12 protein-coding genes are annotated in these 15,830 nt (G+C 48.7%); 6 read left to right on the forward strand and 6 right to left on the reverse strand.

Translation table 11 applies throughout. From position 1 onward, the window contains the following. Position 1 precedes the first annotated feature (1 nt). Together hrpB and mrcB are read left to right on the forward strand one after the other, a co-directional pair. On the forward strand, positions 2 to 2,464 hold the full coding sequence (hrpB, locus tag RJ32_RS10380) for an ATP-dependent helicase HrpB (RefSeq protein WP_034822024.1): 2,463 nt from the start codon (positions 2 to 4) through the stop codon (positions 2,462 to 2,464). Then, entirely contained in the window at positions 2,464 to 4,731 is a 2,268-nt protein-coding gene (mrcB, locus tag RJ32_RS10385) for a penicillin-binding protein 1B (protein WP_034822027.1), read from the forward strand. Before hrpB ends, mrcB begins: the two co-directional genes overlap by 1 nt. A gap of 38 nt (positions 4,732 to 4,769) precedes the next feature. On the opposite strand, the gene hemL is transcribed toward mrcB, so the two are convergent. The 4 genes from hemL to RJ32_RS10405 all read right to left on the reverse strand — a co-directional run bounded on the left by hemL (position 4,770) and on the right by RJ32_RS10405 (position 9,275). After that, positions 4,770 to 6,053 (reverse strand): glutamate-1-semialdehyde 2,1-aminomutase, encoded by a 1,284-nt coding sequence (hemL, locus tag RJ32_RS10390; RefSeq protein ID WP_034822030.1) that lies wholly within the window; start codon positions 6,051 to 6,053, stop codon positions 4,770 to 4,772. A 15-nt stretch (positions 6,054 to 6,068) separates the two neighbouring features. Next, positions 6,069 to 7,082 carry an aspartate carbamoyltransferase gene (locus tag RJ32_RS10395; protein ID WP_011235471.1) on the reverse strand — a complete coding sequence of 338 codons (1,014 nt, stop codon included), beginning with the start codon at positions 7,080 to 7,082 and terminating at the stop codon, positions 6,069 to 6,071. 70 nt (positions 7,083 to 7,152) lie between these two features. Then, positions 7,153 to 7,584 (reverse strand): protoporphyrinogen oxidase HemJ, encoded by a 432-nt coding sequence (gene hemJ, locus RJ32_RS10400; RefSeq protein WP_011235470.1) that lies wholly within the window; start codon positions 7,582 to 7,584, stop codon positions 7,153 to 7,155. Then, a complete protein-coding gene (locus RJ32_RS10405) occupies positions 7,581 to 9,275 on the reverse strand; it encodes a chloride channel protein (RefSeq protein ID WP_034822033.1) in 1,695 nt (564 codons plus the stop codon). The genes hemJ and RJ32_RS10405 overlap by 4 nt, the downstream gene beginning before the upstream one ends. Before the next feature lie 96 nt (positions 9,276 to 9,371). Here RJ32_RS10405 and RJ32_RS10410 point away from each other — a divergent pair, with 96 nt between their 5' ends. From RJ32_RS10410 to pepQ, 3 genes are all read left to right on the forward strand, one after another. Next, a complete protein-coding gene (locus RJ32_RS10410) occupies positions 9,372 to 10,118 on the forward strand; it encodes a DUF6776 family protein (RefSeq protein ID WP_034822037.1) in 747 nt (248 codons plus the stop codon). A 56-nt stretch (positions 10,119 to 10,174) separates the two neighbouring features. Continuing rightward, positions 10,175 to 10,525 carry an iron-sulfur cluster insertion protein ErpA gene (gene erpA, locus RJ32_RS10415; protein ID WP_011235467.1) on the forward strand — a complete coding sequence of 117 codons (351 nt, stop codon included), beginning with the start codon at positions 10,175 to 10,177 and terminating at the stop codon, positions 10,523 to 10,525. A gap of 82 nt (positions 10,526 to 10,607) precedes the next feature. Further along, positions 10,608 to 11,924 (forward strand): Xaa-Pro dipeptidase, encoded by a 1,317-nt coding sequence (gene pepQ, locus RJ32_RS10420; protein WP_034822042.1) that lies wholly within the window; start codon positions 10,608 to 10,610, stop codon positions 11,922 to 11,924. 5 nt (positions 11,925 to 11,929) lie between these two features. Here pepQ and RJ32_RS10425 read toward each other — a convergent pair whose 3' ends face one another. After that, the gene (locus tag RJ32_RS10425) at positions 11,930 to 13,039 is read right to left on the reverse strand and encodes an anhydro-N-acetylmuramic acid kinase (protein WP_034822044.1); all 1,110 of its coding nucleotides are present in this window, start codon (positions 13,037 to 13,039) and stop codon (positions 11,930 to 11,932) included. Beyond that, positions 13,039 to 14,322 carry an OapA family protein gene (locus RJ32_RS10430; RefSeq protein WP_370543306.1) on the reverse strand — a complete coding sequence of 428 codons (1,284 nt, stop codon included), beginning with the start codon at positions 14,320 to 14,322 and terminating at the stop codon, positions 13,039 to 13,041. The genes RJ32_RS10425 and RJ32_RS10430 overlap by 1 nt, the downstream gene beginning before the upstream one ends. A 245-nt stretch (positions 14,323 to 14,567) precedes the next feature. Here RJ32_RS10430 and tyrS point away from each other — a divergent pair, with 245 nt between their 5' ends. Further along, the gene (gene tyrS / locus RJ32_RS10435) at positions 14,568 to 15,773 is read left to right on the forward strand and encodes a tyrosine--tRNA ligase (RefSeq protein WP_011235463.1); all 1,206 of its coding nucleotides are present in this window, start codon (positions 14,568 to 14,570) and stop codon (positions 15,771 to 15,773) included. The last annotated feature ends 57 nt before the right edge of the window (positions 15,774 to 15,830 follow it).

Here is a 15,830-nt window from a genome sequence, read left to right on the forward strand (position 1 = left end):
CATGACCTTGCCAATTGAGAGCGTGCTGCCAGAGCTGGCGAAAGCCTTTCCGGCAGCACGTGTCGTTATTGAGGCACCGCCCGGTGCCGGCAAATCAACACAACTTCCGTTATTTCTGTTGCAGCAGGGTATTGCCGATGACGGCCTTATTGTCATGCTGCAGCCCCGGCGTGTTGCTGCGCTGAATATTGCTCATTATTTGGCTAAGCAGTTGGGCGAGTCGGTAGGGGAGCAAGTTGGTTACACGGTGCGCGGCGACAGCAAGCGCAGTAAGAAAACTAAGTTACTTATCATTACGGAAGGTGTATTGGTTCGATGGCTGCAGGACGATCCTGAACTTAGCGGCATTGGCACGCTAATCTTCGATGAATTCCACGAGCGCAATTTGCACAGTGACTTAAGTCTGGCGCTGGTGATTGATGCCCTGCCATTGCGTCCGGATTTAAACCTGCTGATTATGTCGGCCACCTTGCCCGCAGAAAATCTGAAACTCTGGCTAGAGAATTACTGTGATCAGGTGCAGGTTTTGCGCAGCGAAGGCCGCAGTTATCCGGTTGAGTATCACTATCGCCCAGCATCTCATGTTACTCAATGGCTGGCTGAATTACCCAAAGTGGTTGTCGAAGCCTTTGCTGCTGCCGAAAAAGGTGTTCTGGTTTTCCTGCCGGGCGTTTATGAAATACAAAAGATTGCGACTGAACTGAGTCAGCGAATGCCGCCGGGCACACTCATCTTACCCCTGCATGGGCGTATCCCCTTGCAGCAACAGCGGCAAGTATTAAAAGCATCGGACGAAAAACGCATTATTCTGGCAACTAATATTGCCGAAACCAGCTTAACTCTGGACGGTATTGATGTGGTTGTCGACAGTGGTCGCGAGCGCCGGGCTCAGTACCTGCCTCAATACGGATTAAGCCAGTTAACGACGCAACGTATTGCTAAAGCTTCAGCAACACAGCGTGCCGGGCGTGCGGGTCGTCAGCAGGCGGGGCAATGTTTTCGTTTGTGGGCGCGCTCCGACGAGCATGGCTTTGCCGATTATGCGCCTCCGGACGTTGCCACTCAGGATTTATCAGCACTGGTACTGGATGTGTTGCGCTGGGGCAGTGAGGTGAGCCAACTGGCCTGGTTTTCTCAGCCTGACCCGGGGCATTGTGCCGCGGCGACCGATTTTTTAGCCAGTACCGGCTTAATAAGGCAGGGGCAGTTAACCGCAAAAGCCCGTCAGCTGGAGTCCGGCGGTTTTGATCCCAGAATTTTACTGGTGGCGGATGCAGCCAAAATGCTGAAGAACGAGCAGCAAGCCGCTATGGCTCGTGTTCTGGCGACACTGGAAGAGCCGCAAACTAGCATAAAATCAGTCGATCTTTCTGAACGTACCCAGCAGCATTATCAACAACGAAACCAGGCGCCTTTGTGGCAACAACGCTGGCGCTATTGGTTAAACCATTTTGGGCTGAAAGAAGCTGCAGAAACCGCAGAAGCCAGTGCTGAAGGACTTGCCGTCGCCTTACTGCAGGGTTACCCCGACCGAGTTGCAAAGTACGATGTCAGCCGAGGTGACTTTCAACTGGCTTGTGGTGGTCGGGTCAGTGGCGACAGCAGTCGCCTTAAGCAGCCAGCCTGGGCAATTATTTTTGATGTCACCTTTCATGAGCAAGACACGATAGGCCGCAGTCGCTGCCTGTTACCTGTGGACGGTGCCCAGGCGTTACTGAAAGAAGCAGGCATTCCTTTGCAGACCTTGCAAACAGCTGAATGGGTAGGTGAGCAGCAACAACTGCGACAAATAACTCGTACTCAACTGGGCTCCCTGGTACTCAGCCAGACTACTAATAGTGGACAGGTTTCCAATGAACAAAAAGCCGAAGCCTTCTGCCTGTGGTTGCGCGATAAAGGACTGGATAAACTCAACTGGAGTCAACGCGCGAAACAGCTACAACGGCGGGTCTACTGGTTGCAACAAGCCGGAGAGCTGAGCGCCTACGACATGAGCGATGCAGGATTACTTAATAGCCTGGAGCGCTGGGCGGCGCCGTATTGGACGAATTTCCGGTCACTAAAACAATTGCAGCAGTGGGATCCATACGAGGCCTTGTGTTATTTTTTCGACTACTCAGAACTGCAACGTCTTAATTCGGCTTGTCCTGAATGGTGGCAAACTCCGACAGAACGTAAAGTGTTTATAAATTATCTGGACGACACCCCCCGGGTTGAGGTCAAATTACAGGAAATGTTTGGTGTCTCTGAGTCGCCTAAAATTATCGATAACCGACAAGTTGTGACCGTTGATCTTCTGTCGCCGGCAGGGCGTTTGTTACAGCGAACCAATGATCTCGCGAGTTTCTGGCAAAATGCTTACGCCGACGTGCGCAAAGAAATGCGCGGTCGCTATCCTAAGCATCCGTGGCCCGAAGACCCTCTGAATGCAACCGCAACGTTTAAAACCAAAAGGCAGCAGTAGTGATAAAAAGTCGATGGTTTCAATACCTATTCTGGACAAGCTTTAAGATAGGGCTGGTACTTATCGCCGTTATTGGGCTTTATGCCATTTATCTGGATGCCAGTTTATCCCGTCATTTTAGTAACAAGCGCTATCAGGCCCCTGCTTTGGTTTACGCGGATGAGGTAACGCTGAGAAACAATCATCCTATGCGGCTGCAACGGCTAGTCGGCATTCTGGAGCGAGTCGGTTATCAGCGTAATAGTAATACCGAGCAGTCGGGTTACTATTCGGTGGGTAAAAATAATGTCATGGTGCATCGTCGACCTTTCGACTTTTCCGATGGTCCGCAAATGGCGCAAAGAGTGCAAATCAACTTTCACGGCGACCGTATTAAGTCTATTAAGAGCTGGCCCAGTGGCAGAGAGCTGGAAAGCTTTCGCCTGGAACCTGAGCTAATAGGCCGCATTAGTACCTTAAGTAAAGAAGACCGTTTGTTAGTTGGGCTGGAAGTCGTGCCTAACTTACTCATTGAAACCCTATTAAAAGTTGAAGACAGAAATTTTTATCATCATCAGGGGGTATCGCCCTGGTCAATTTTAAGGGCGTTGGCTGCCAACCTGAAGGCGGGCAGGACGGTTCAGGGCGGTTCTACGCTGACTCAGCAGCTGGTCAAAAACCTCTACCTGAGCCGAGACCAGACGTTATGGCGTAAGTTTCACGAAGCCATGATGTCGCTGGTTATCGATTACCGGTTTGATAAAAACACCATATTAGAGACCTACCTGAACGAAGTGTACTTTGGCCAGGACGGAAGCAACGCTATTCACGGTATAGGACTTGCCAGTCAGTTTTATTTTGGTAAGCAGGTACAGGAGCTGAACCCAAGCGAAATTGCTTTAATGGTGGGGATGATAAAGGGGCCTTCTTATTATGATCCAAGACGCTACCCCGAGCGTGCCCGTAGCCGCAGGGACACCGTGCTTAAAGTCATGTTTGAACAGGATTTACTCGGTAAAGATAACTACGTTGCTGCGGTTGAACAGGCGCTTGACGTTAAAGAAAGCCGCCGTCTGGTTGAGCATCCTTACCCCCATTATATGGACTTAGTACGTCGGGAAATGAAGCGTATTATTCTGCCGGAAGACTGGCAGGAAACTGGGCTGAAAATCTTCACGCATTTGCAGGTGGATGCACAAAATGCAGTACAACGCTCGTTAGCACAACAGCTTATGGCTGACGGCGAAGATGAAAAGTTAGAAGGGGCAATGGTCGTTGCTGATTACCGCAACGGCACTATTAGCGCGCTCGCTGGTGGCCGCTTAAGTCAGGCTATAGGTTATAACCGGGCGTTGTTGGCACTGCGGCCAATAGGCTCATTAATGAAGCCTATTATATACGCAGCCGCGATGCAGGATTCAGACATTGGTCTGCATACTCCGGTTGCAGATGAACCCATTACTTTATCGGATAAAAAGGGAAAAGAATGGAAGCCGCAAAACTACGATAAAGAGTTTGATGGTAGTTTGCTGTTGTACGATGCGTTGGTTCAGTCGCGCAACTTACCGGCAGTTCGGGTGGGCATGGAAGTGGGTATAGACCAGTTAGTGAGTTACTTACGCGAATTAGGTGTGACAACGCCGTTACAAGCCTATCCATCGTTGACTTTAGGATCAGCATCGTTGTCTCCCGTAGCGGTGACACGAATGTACAGTGCGCTTATGAATGATGGCCGTTATCAGCCTTTAGCTGCGGTGTCGTCTATCACCACCCATCAGGGCGAGGTGCTGTATCGGCGTCAGAAGCCTGAAGCAGATGTGGTCTTCGATAAAAATGTGTCTTATCTGACTCGCTATGGTTTACGGGGAGTGGTGGCTGAGGGTACCGCAAGTCGTCTGCAACGTGCTTTAGCCGGTCAGGTAGTTGGTGGCAAGACAGGTACGACGAATGATTATCGCGACAGCTGGTTTGTTGCAGTAGATGGTGAGCACGTGGTTACGGTCTGGTTAGGTCGTGATGATAACCAGCCGGTTGGCTTAACCGGAAGTAGCGGCGCTCTCAAAGTTGTGGCGGATTTTTATGATTACTTACCGCCGTTGAGCATGGCTTTAGATGTACCGGAGCCTCTGCAGATGCAAAATTTTCACCCGACAACGGGACAGCGAATTCCTGAAGACTGCAACAATGGTCGGAAATTACCGGCTGAGGAAATCAGGCTCCCCGAGGATATTACCTGTGAAGGCACTATCCGCGAGAAAAGCTGGTGGGAACGTTTATTTGGTGGCTAAAAGCGCCCGGGCCAAGGCCAGGCGCTACAGCCGTAGAGTTACGCTAACTTAGCAAAAGCTTTTTCAGCGGCATTCAGAGTGTTTTGAATGTCTTCTTCGCTGTGCGCTGCCGACATAAAGCCGCCTTCAAAAGCCGATGGCGCAAGATACACGCCTTGCTCTAACATGGCGTGATAAAACGTCTTAAAGTGCTCCATATTACACTGTGTGGCCTGAGCGTAAGTGGTTACTTCGGGCTCTTCAGTAAAAAAGAAACCAAACATAGAACCGGCGCGATTTGTTGTCATTGGCACGCCAGCCCGGTCAGCACGCTCCTGTAAACCGTCAAGCAGTGTGTCAACGCGTTGGTAAAGCTGGTCGTAAAGCCCTGGGGTGGATAACTGCTGTAACGCTGCCAAGCCTGCTGCCATGGCGACTGGGTTACCCGATAAGGTTCCTGCCTGATACACAGGGCCAACCGGTGCAATGTAGTCCATCACTTCCTTTTTACCGCCAAACGCGCCAACCGGCATGCCACCGCCAATCACTTTACCTAAAGTCGTGAGGTCTGGTTTAATCTTATAGCGATCCTGAGCGCCGCCCGGAGCTACACGGAAACCGGTCATAACTTCGTCAAAAATCAGAACTGAACCGTGGTCGTCGCAAATGCTGCGTAAGCCTTCCAGAAAACCTTCAACCGGTGGAATGCAGTTCATGTTACCGGCTACCGGCTCAACAATAATGCAGGCAATCTCGTCGCCCATTTCAGCGAAAATTTGTTTCACCGATTCAATATCGTTGTAAGTTGCGGTTAAGGTATGTTTCGCAAAGTCTTCCGGAATGCCGGGAGAGTTAGGAACGCCCAGAGTCAAAGCACCTGAACCAGCTTTAACCAGCAAGGAGTCGGCATGACCGTGGTAGTTACCTTCAAACTTCAGAATTTTATCCCGACCAGTATAGCCGCGTGCCAGACGAATGGCAGTCATAGTGGCTTCAGTACCGGAATTCACCATACGCACTTTTTCAATAGAAGGGACTATTTTGCGAATAGTCTCCGCCATGGTGATTTCAACTTCCGTCGGTGTGCCGAAGCTCAGGCCTCGCTTGGCGGCCTGCAGGGTGGCTTCTAACACTGCCGGGTGGTTATGCCCCAAAATCATTGGGCCCCATGAGCCGACGTAATCGATATAACGTTTGCCGTCTGCATCAATCATATAAGCGCCTTCAGCACTCTCAAAGAAGATGGGGCTGCCACCAACGCCGTTAAAAGCCCGAACCGGCGAGTTAACGCCGCCAGGGATACTGATTTGTGCTTGAGTGTATAATTCTTCTGAGCGACTCATGTCGTAACTACCTCTTTACTGTTGGCTTTTTTCGCTGTACCAGATGACATCACATTGGTGTTTATCAACCTGATCAACGACCCCTAGTGTTAATGCAAACAGAGCCATACGAATGAGAACTCCGTTGTCAGCCTGACGGAAAATAGCCAGGTTGGGGTTTTGGTTTAAGTCGTTATCCAATTCATTAGCTTCGGCGCGCGAATCCCGCGGCAAAGGATGCATGATGACCGTATTGGGTTTGTAGTGTTTAGTGTAAATGTCCTGATTTAAACGAAACTTACCGCGATACTGATCAGCGTCTTCCGGGCTGGCAAAACGTTCTTGCTGAATTCGAGTCTGATAGACAATATCAGCGTCGACAATACCGTCGACTTTTTCTGTAACCGTTACACGGTGACCTGCGTTTTCCAGCGTATCTAATACGGAGCCCGGCATAGAAAGTTCACGTGGCGAAATTAAAGTGAACTTAATGTTCTTGTACATAGAGAGTAAAGTGGACAGTGAATGTACTGTACGTCCGTACTTCAAGTCGCCAATCATGCAAATGTGCATGTTATCAATGCTCTGCTGATGGTACGCCAGTTCTTTCTGGATAGTGTAAAGGTCCAGCAATGCCTGAGTCGGATGCTCGTTTGCGCCGTCACCGCCGTTAATGACCGGTACCCGACTGCCTTCAGCAAACTCTTTTACTGAGCCCGACTTGGGGTGGCGCATGGCAATAACGTCGCTGTAGCTGCTTAATACGCGAGCGGTGTCGTAAAGCGATTCGCCCTTTGCAATGGCCGAGCTTTCCATGCCGGTGGTTTCGCGGACTTCGCCCCCTAACAGGTTGAACGCCGTGCCGAAGCTTACCCGGGTACGAGTCGAAGGTTCGAAGAAAAGATTACCAAGGATAGCGCCGTCAAGAACTCGAGTGCGTGTTTTACGCCTGGCGTAAGGTTGCATCTTGTCCGCAACGGAGAATATGTAGTCAATGCTGTCGCGATTGAACTGATTTACAGAAAGAATGTTGGAGCCGGTGAAATTCATCTTTGGGTGCGCCTCTGCCGCAGAATGTCACTGGGCGCACACTATAGCAAATCATGCGGCACAAGAGAATCTAATAAGGCTTAACTACCGCTAAAATGATAATAGCGAAAAGTGCCAGTACCGGGAGCTCGTTAAACACTCGGTAAAACCGGTGGCTGCGGCGGTTGGTGCCGGTTTTAAAGTCTTTCAATAGTTTGAAACAGTAACCGTGATACACAAAAAGTAGTAACACCAGTACCAGTTTAGTGTGCATCCAGCCACTGGCAGCAAACCACGCTGAGCCGTAGGCAAAAATAAGCACCACACCGAAAACGAGGGTAAGAATGGCAAAGGGGGTGACGAAATACAGTAAACGCCTTTCCATTATACAGAGTTGCTCGTCCACGGCAGGCTTGGCGTTCATTGCGTGATAAACAAACAAACGTGGTAAGTAGAAGATGCCGGCAAACCAGGCCACCATAAAAGCAATATGCAGGGCTTTAACCCAAAGTATCCATGTCATGCGAGTTCTCTCTGTAGGGCTTTACGAACAAGTTCCCAGGTAACAATGCCACAGGGCTGGCCATCATCGGTCTCATAAATGTACACAGCCCCCCGACGCTTGGGTCCAATTTCATCATACACTTCGGCCAGAGTCGATGTGACCCGAACTCCTTTGATAGGAGTGTAACTCAGGCTGGGACTGTCCCCGGCGTTTATATCATAAGTTACCAGACGATAAAGTGCCTGATTATCTTCATCGACTGACATGACAATAACGGTTTTCGCCTGCGCAGATTCAAGTGAGTCAACCAGTTCGTTCTGAGTGGGCTCAAGCAGCAATTTGAAATCTGTTTCCATGACGTTTTCAACACCGGTTTTCTGTAATGCGACATGCACCGGAGCCAGCTGGTAAGGCAAACCCTGCAACTCTAGCTGGGAGATGAAAATGGATTTGGATTTCAGTAACTGACTGGAAATGAGATAAGCAGGTACAATCACTAGCATAGCGGGGATAATAATTTCCACACTGCGAGACAACTCGACAATAGCGAGCAGAGCTGCCATTGGTGCGTGAATACAGGCCGCTAAAATGCCTGCCATTCCCAACAGAATGAAGCTGTCGAAGGACAGTGGCTGTTGAATATCCAAACCGTTAACTGCACCGACAAATACCGCTGCAATAATGGCTCCAATACCGAACACGGCACCAATTAAACCGCCGGGTATACCCATGCCCAAAGCAATAGCTGAGGCAAAAAGCTTTGCTATGAGCAAGGTGGTCAGCAGCGACATTTCACCCTGATGATTCAATACCTGCTCAATGGCTGTAAGCCCCGGACCTAAGCTGCTGGGAATTATGACGGCCAGCATTGCCGTTATAAGGCCGGCAAAGAGCAAACGGGTAAGCAATGACATGTCTTGTACGGTTTCCATGACATCCAGCATGAGCTTTTTGAACAAAACCCCGACAAAACCCAGTACAACGCCCAGTAGCATCACCCAGGGTAACTGTGTGGTGGGGATATCCTGGGCTGAGAGCACGGCCAGCTCAGAAGCGACACCAAAAATTTCTTCGGTAATGAGCGAACCAGCCACCGCCGACAGCATAACCGGTATAAAAACGTGAACTTTGTATTCCCGCAGTACCACTTCCATTACCAGAACCATAGCGGCCAACGGCGTGTTAAAAGAGGCCGCGATAGCTGCGGCGATACCACAGGCGGCAAGGGTTCGTACAGCGTTTTTGGGTGCGTCGAAATGAAAACCAAGCCAGGTAGCTGCCGCCGCGCCTAAATGAACGGCTGGCCCTTCGCGGCCAACACTGAAACCGGCAACCAGCGCAATTATTCCGCCAAAGAACTGGTTCACCGTACTGCGCCAGGGAAGCATGCCGTAGTGCTGCTTCATACGATGAATAACGTAGGGAATACCCATGCGTACGTGTTTAGAGCCCGACAGCCGAAACAAAACATAAACAATGGCGGCGGCAATAATAGGTAGTAAAAAGCGGTAAGTAGTTGGTAAAGGCTGTTGCCAGTAGCTGTTATTCCCGACAAGATAAGCGCCTTGCTCTATTGCAAAACGAAACCCGGCAATCATAAGAGCGGCGAGAATACCGCCGGCTAGTCCCATTAAACAAATGGCGATAGTGGTCGATGGCATCGCCAGCTGTTTGCGCAATTGTTGTCGGAGTACCGAGTTAGAGGCCATTTAAAATAAGATCCTTACCTTAAACCGTGGGATGGCGCTTGCATATTTATCAATAACATATCAGCATAAACGCTTGATGGAAATGAGCTGGAAGTTATGAAGCCCTATTTTAACCTGAAATACTGGCAACAACGCTGGGGATCCTTCCCGGTATTTGTGTTGTTGATCTGTGTTGCTGTTTTGGTTGTTTACCTGGCCTACTTAGCTGGAGTGTGGCACGCAAAGGCATTAAAAGAAGAAGTTTCGAAGCAGTCGCAGCAACTTGAAGAGCTTTATCAGCGACTTGAGCAGATGGAGTATCAACGCCATGTGCTGCAAGTTGAGTTAGATATTGAGCGTTCGGCTAACCAAAGTTTGCAGGACGAGTTGGGTGCGTTACAAAATGATAACTATGGTTTGCGTCGTGACTTAGCATTTTATCAGAAGATTATGGCGCCGGAGCTACAGGAAAGCGGCGTTACTATAGACTCCTTAACCGTTACTCAGAATCGTTCGGAAAACCATTTCCATTTCTCTCTGGCGGTTTTACAAATTGAGCAGCGTCGCAACTTTGTTCAGGGAAATGTTACTGTTGAGCTGGTTGGCCGTATCGATGGCAAGAAAAAGCGTTATGACTTACTGAAACTTGCTAATATAGCGCAAGACGATCGCAGTTTTTCTATGCGCTATTTTTCCTTGTACGAGGGCGACTTCTTTATGCCGGAAGGACTGGCTCCTGAGCGGGTAGAGGTGAAAGTCAGAATTACCAAAGGTGGTAACGGCACGCTGGATCGAACGTTTTTCTGGAAAGAAATTAGCCGGGGAGATGCTAACCCCGGTGTGCGTAGTGACGGCGATACTTGACCAAAATACTCAGGTAAGAGAAAATAGCAATAGAGTTCAACCAAGGTAGAGAAATCATGAGCAGTGCAGCAGAGCAGGCAATGCCGATTGAGTTCACTGAACAAGCGGCAAGCAAAGTGGGTAAGCTGATTGCTGAAGAAGAAAACCCAAATTTGAAGTTGCGTGTTTACGTAACCGGAGGCGGTTGTTCGGGCTTCCAATATGGTTTTACCTTTGATGAAAAGAAAAACCCGGGTGATATGGAAATAGAAAAAAACGGCGTCACCCTGCTGGTTGATCCAATGAGTTTACAATATTTAATGGGTGGCGTGGTCAGCTACGAAGAAGGGCTGCAGGGCTCTCGCTTTTTTGTCGACAACCCGAATGCCACAACAACCTGTGGCTGTGGCTCCAGCTTTTCCGTTTAGGCTTTAGCTTCCCCCCGGGAACAGCTGAAATTTTTCGCCTTTTCCGCTAGAATAACCTCACAATTTTTTGTGAGGTTTTTTTATGAGCGCGTACGCAGAACACATCAAGACAGTATGTAGCCGCTTTGATAAAGCGTTAGAGGACAACAATTTTGAATCGGTACTGGTTTACTCGGGCCAGCCACGAGTCGATTTTCTCGATGATAACGCGCCGCCGTACCGGGTTAATCCGCTATTTAAATACTGGGTTCCGGTCACAGAAAGCCCCAAAAGTGCTATTTTTTATCGCAAGGGCAGCCAACGTCCTACGGTTTACTTATTTCAGGCCCGGGACTTCTGGCATGCTCCGGTTAACGTGCCGGAGGAAGAATGGCAGCAGCACGTTGATTTAAAAATTATCGACGACTTAAGCATGCTGACTGAAGACTTAGGCAGCGATTTAGAGCAGTCCGCTTTTATTGGTGAAGACTTTGCTCAGCCAGTCAGTGACTGGAAAGTAAAAGCACGTAACCCACAGGCATTGATTGATCATCTGCATTTCCACCGCTCAATAAAAACACAATGGGAAGTGGACAACTTGCGCGAAGCCAACCGCTTAGCGGCAAAAGCCCATGTTGCAGCAAAAGAAGCCTTTTTTGCCGGTAAAAGTGAGCTTGAAATACACCATGCTTATCTGAGTGCTATCGACTTTCGTGAGTCACAGGTGCCTTACAACAGCATTGTTGCATTGAACAGCCATTCCGCCATTTTGCATTACGACGTATACGACACCGTTCCGCCTAAGCAAATCCGTTCGTTCTTAATTGATGCTGGCGCACGCTACCGTGGTTATTGCTCTGATATAACCCGCTCATACGCTTATGAAGAGGGTTTCTACGCGGACTTGGTAGAAGCTATGGATAAAGCTCAGCAAGAGCTGTTGAGCGAGATTAAGCCCGGTGTGAGCTATTACGACCTGCATGTGTCGATGCATCTGAAAGTCGCGCAAATTTTAAGTGACTTTGAGTTTATTAAAGGTGATGCGCAAAGCATTTACGACAAAGGTTACACCAGTGCCTTTATGCCGCACGGGTTAGGTCACTTTATCGGTTTGCAGGTACATGATGTTGGCGGTTTCCTGAAGGACGACAAAGGCAACAGCTACGAGCGCAGTGAGCGTCATCCGTTCTTACGCTTACTACGGGATATTGAAGTTGGTCACGTCTTCACTATTGAGCCGGGCTTATATGTGGTCGATCAGCTACTGGAAGAGCACAAAGACAGTGCAGATATTAACTGGGAGAAAGTTGATGAGCTGCGTCCATACGGCGGAGTGCGTATTGAAGACAGTATTGTGGTTGGAACTGATGGGAACGAAAACCTGACCCGGGACGCCTTCAAGGAGCTGGGTGCTGAATAAGGCTTCTATTGATGTAGGACTTTAGCGCCTAAAACCACCGGGTGACTGGCTCCTGTAACTTCAGGCTGGTTACCCGGTTTTTTATGCTCATAACACCAGCCTAACCAGGCAAACGCGATTGCCTCAACCCATTGTGGGTCAACGCCTAAACTCGCTGTAGTATCGCATTGAATCGGCGCTAAGAGCTCAGTTAAGCGCTTCATTAATAATGGGTTTCGGGCGCCTCCACCACAAAAATAAGCCGTATCGGGCTGTTGTGGCAAGGTTGTCAGTGCATCTTTGATGCTAATAGCGGTAAGTTCGGTCAAAGTGCGCTGTACATCAGCCGGGGATATATTCTGCCCGGCCAATTGTTGTTGCAGCCATTTTAAATTGAACTCCTCGCGCCCCGTACTTTTGGGTGCTGGCTTAGCAAAAAACGGATGCTGCAATAAACGCTTTAGCAGGTCAGGCTGAAGTTTGCCTGCATTCGCAAACTGGGCGTTTTCATCGAAGCTTTTACTTGAGTCATTATGCTGAATCCATTGGTCCAGTAGAGTGTTAGCAGGCCCCGTATCAAAGCCCAGTACTTGGCTTTTATGGCCAAGCCAGGTGACATTAGCTATACCACCTAAATTAATGACTGCAATGCATTGATTCTTGCGGGCAAAAACTTGCTTATGAAAAGCCGGAACCAATGGCGCACCCTGGCCACCTGCAGCAATGTCTTTGCGACGAAAATCGTAAATAACATCAATGCCGGTCCCCAAAGCCAACCGTGTAGGGTCGCCAATTTGACAGGTGTAGGCTGGTATTGAATTGGGCTTGTGGCGAACGGTTTGTCCGTGACTGGCTATGGCGGTAATGTCTTTTGCTGCGATACTGACTTTTTCAAGAAGCCGCTCTACGACTTTGGCACTGAGCTCGGAAAAAGCAATGTCTAAACCGGCCAGTTCATCGGCCTGCCAGTTGTCTGTGTGGCTTAAAGCCAATAAGCGAGTACGCAATTCCGGGGGGAAAGACAAAGAGTGATGAGCTTCAAGTCTGGGCGTGCCTTGCGCATCTATCTGGACCAATGCCGCGTCAACCGCATCCATACTGGTGCCCGACATCAGTCCAATATAACGCTGAAACATTACTGCATCGCCAGGTAAACGCGTCTGTTGTCGTTTAGTATGGCCATTACCTGATCCGCGTGTTGACGGAAAGCCGGTAATTCTGATTCACCTAGCGACTTGGCTTCCGGCAATTCCACCGTACGAGGGTTACGATGTACGCCGTCAACAAGGAATTCGTAGTGTAAGTGTGGACCCGTTACCCGGCCTGTCGCGCCAACGCGACCAATTACCTGACCCTGTTTAACACGGTCGCCTGTTTTCACGTGCTTACGGCTAAGGTGTAAATACTTAGTCACGTAGCGTTCGCCGTGTTGCACAAAAATATAATTACCATTCAACGAGGTATAACCAGCCGCGATAACTTTACCATCACCAGAAGACATTACTGGCGTGCCAGTAGAGGCTGCGTAATCTATACCATTGTGCGGGCGCACTCTTCCGGTAACCGGATGTAAGCGGCGAGGGTTGAAGCTCGAGCTTATGTAGGTAAAGTTAACGGGTGAACGCAGGAAGGTTTTGCGCATGGCGCGGCCGTTCGGCGTATAATATTGTCCATTATCGTGAAGAATGGCCTGGAAGTTCTCATCGCGGTTTACAAACTCTGCCGCTAAAATTTTGCCGTAGCCAACAAACTCGCCATCTACATAGTGCGTTTCATAAAGTACGCTAAATTCGTCGTTTTTACGCAAGTCTAAGGCAAAGTCGATATCCCAGCCAAAAATATTGGCAATGCGCATAATTTGGTTGTCAGTCAAGCCCGAGTCGATACCGGCATTCCAGAAGCTGGAGTCAATAACGGCATGAGTGAATTCTGTACGAACTTCAACTTTTTTAGTTTCGATTTCAGCAACAAAGCTGTCGTTTTGACGAGTGATAATAAGCGTTTCTGTATCGTTTATCTGGTGCGCTAGCTGCACCAGGTTATCGTCACTGTCAGTCGCAAAGCGAAGCAAATCGCCAGGGTGAACTTTACGAAGATATTTGGCTTCATCGCCGGACTCGGTAACGCGATACAGTTGCTGGGCACTAAAGCCTACTTTGCTAAATATTTTAGCTAAGCTGTCACCCGATTTAATCTGATAGGTTTGCCATGTCAGCTCTGAGTTTTCGGTACTTTCATCTGAGCTGGGTTGCTCAAAAGCTAAATCGAGCTGGTAACGTTTACCTGGCATCAACTGCTCGGCTGAAGTACTGTTCTTAGATGCCGTGGCAGGTTCCGACGGAATGATCAGTAATAGCAAGAGGGCAACGCTGATCGCACTGATCAGAATTTTATGAGAATGCGGAAGTTGCAGAAACATCCGCTGAATTTTGGTGACAGATTTTAATGTCATATTATAGCGCACTTCACTTTCTTTATTGTGATTATCCAGTAAACATGTGTCAGCAAACACGGGGATTACCGCACCTGTTTACGACCACAGAATAACCTTATGGTTTCGAGGATAATACGAAAAAATGAAGAATACCAGATCATTGAGCTTAAAACAGTGGTAATAATGGCGTAAAATGGCTGGTTTATGAGTTTTTACAGTTGGAGATGAGGATGAAAACCGAAGTGGCGGAAGCTATTGCCGAGATTACTCGCGGTGCCGAAGAAGTTTTACTCGAGCAGGAACTGGCTGAGAAGTTGGCCAGTGGTAAGCCACTGACAGTGAAAGCTGGCTTTGACCCAACGGCACCTGATTTACACTTGGGACACACTGTTTTAATCAACAAGCTGAGAGTATTTCAGGACTTTGGTCATAAAGTGGTTTTCCTTATAGGTGATTTCACCGGCATGATAGGTGACCCTACAGGTAAGAATGTGACCAGAAAGCCGCTGACCACGGAACAGGTTATTGCTAACGCTGAAACTTATAAAGAACAGGTTTTTAAAATTCTCGATCCGGCTAAAACCGAAATCCGTTTTAACTCCGAATGGATGTCGAAAATGGGGGCGGCCGATATGATTAAACTGGCTGCGCGCCAGACTGTAGCCCGTATGTTAGAACGTGATGATTTTAAAAAACGCTACCAGAACAATCAGTCGATAGCTATTCACGAGTTTTTATACCCATTGGTTCAGGGCTGGGATTCGGTTGAATTAAAAGCTGACGTTGAGCTTGGCGGAACCGACCAGCGCTTCAACCTGCTCATGGGGCGCGAACTGCAAAAAGAAGAAGGGCAGCGTCCACAAACTGTCATTATGACGCCGTTACTGGAAGGGCTGGACGGTGTGCAGAAAATGTCAAAATCGCTGAATAACTATATTGGCATTACGGAACCGGCAAATGACATGTTTGGTAAAATTATGTCGGTGTCAGATGAGCTCATGTGGCGTTACTTCCAGTTACTCAGCTTTCGTTCCATTACTGAAATTGACGAGCTGAAAGCGGCTGTAGCCGACGGCAAAAACCCACGTGATGTGAAAGTTTTGCTGGCAAAAGAAATCATCGCTCGCTTTCACTCGGAAGACGACGCTGAGAAAGCCGAACAGGATTTTATTCAGCGTTTCCAGAAAAATGCTTTACCGGACGATATTCCGGAAAAGACGGTGCAAGTCGGAGCTGAGGGAATGGCAATAGGTAATGTGCTAAAAGAAGCCGGCTTGGTTGAGTCCACCTCGGAAGCGTTACGAATGATAAAACAAAATGCCGTTAAAGTGGATGGCGAGAAATTCAGCGATTCGCGTTATCTGTGCACAGAAAAAGACTCTGGAGTTTATCAGGTAGGTAAACGTCGCTTCGCTAAAATTAACTTAACGGCGTAACAGCGTTAATTATTAAGGCAATAAAACCGTAAAATATAAAAAGGCGCCTTTAAAAGG

The organism is Idiomarina sp. 28-8 (assembly GCF_000320945.2).
Lineage (GTDB): Bacteria > Pseudomonadota > Gammaproteobacteria > Enterobacterales > Alteromonadaceae > Idiomarina > Idiomarina loihiensis.

Coding starts and splice junctions, on each gene's coding strand:
- hemJ (WP_011235470.1), bottom strand. CDS start 7,584: ATGACATGGATACTTTGGGTTAAAGCCCTGCATATTGCTTTTATGGTG.
- RJ32_RS10425 (WP_034822044.1), bottom strand. CDS start 13,039: ATGTTTCAGCGTTATATTGGACTGATGTCGGGCACCAGTATGGATGCG.
- RJ32_RS10395 (WP_011235471.1), bottom strand. CDS start 7,082: ATGAATTTCACCGGCTCCAACATTCTTTCTGTAAATCAGTTCAATCGC.
- RJ32_RS10430 (WP_370543306.1), bottom strand. CDS start 14,322: ATGTTTCTGCAACTTCCGCATTCTCATAAAATTCTGATCAGTGCGATC.
- hrpB (WP_034822024.1), top strand. CDS start 2: ATGACCTTGCCAATTGAGAGCGTGCTGCCAGAGCTGGCGAAAGCCTTT.
- erpA (WP_011235467.1), top strand. CDS start 10,175: ATGAGCAGTGCAGCAGAGCAGGCAATGCCGATTGAGTTCACTGAACAA.
- pepQ (WP_034822042.1), top strand. CDS start 10,608: ATGAGCGCGTACGCAGAACACATCAAGACAGTATGTAGCCGCTTTGAT.
- RJ32_RS10410 (WP_034822037.1), top strand. CDS start 9,372: ATGAAGCCCTATTTTAACCTGAAATACTGGCAACAACGCTGGGGATCC.
- hemL (WP_034822030.1), bottom strand. CDS start 6,053: ATGAGTCGCTCAGAAGAATTATACACTCAAGCACAAATCAGTATCCCT.
- tyrS (WP_011235463.1), top strand. CDS start 14,568: ATGAAAACCGAAGTGGCGGAAGCTATTGCCGAGATTACTCGCGGTGCC.
- RJ32_RS10405 (WP_034822033.1), bottom strand. CDS start 9,275: ATGGCCTCTAACTCGGTACTCCGACAACAATTGCGCAAACAGCTGGCG.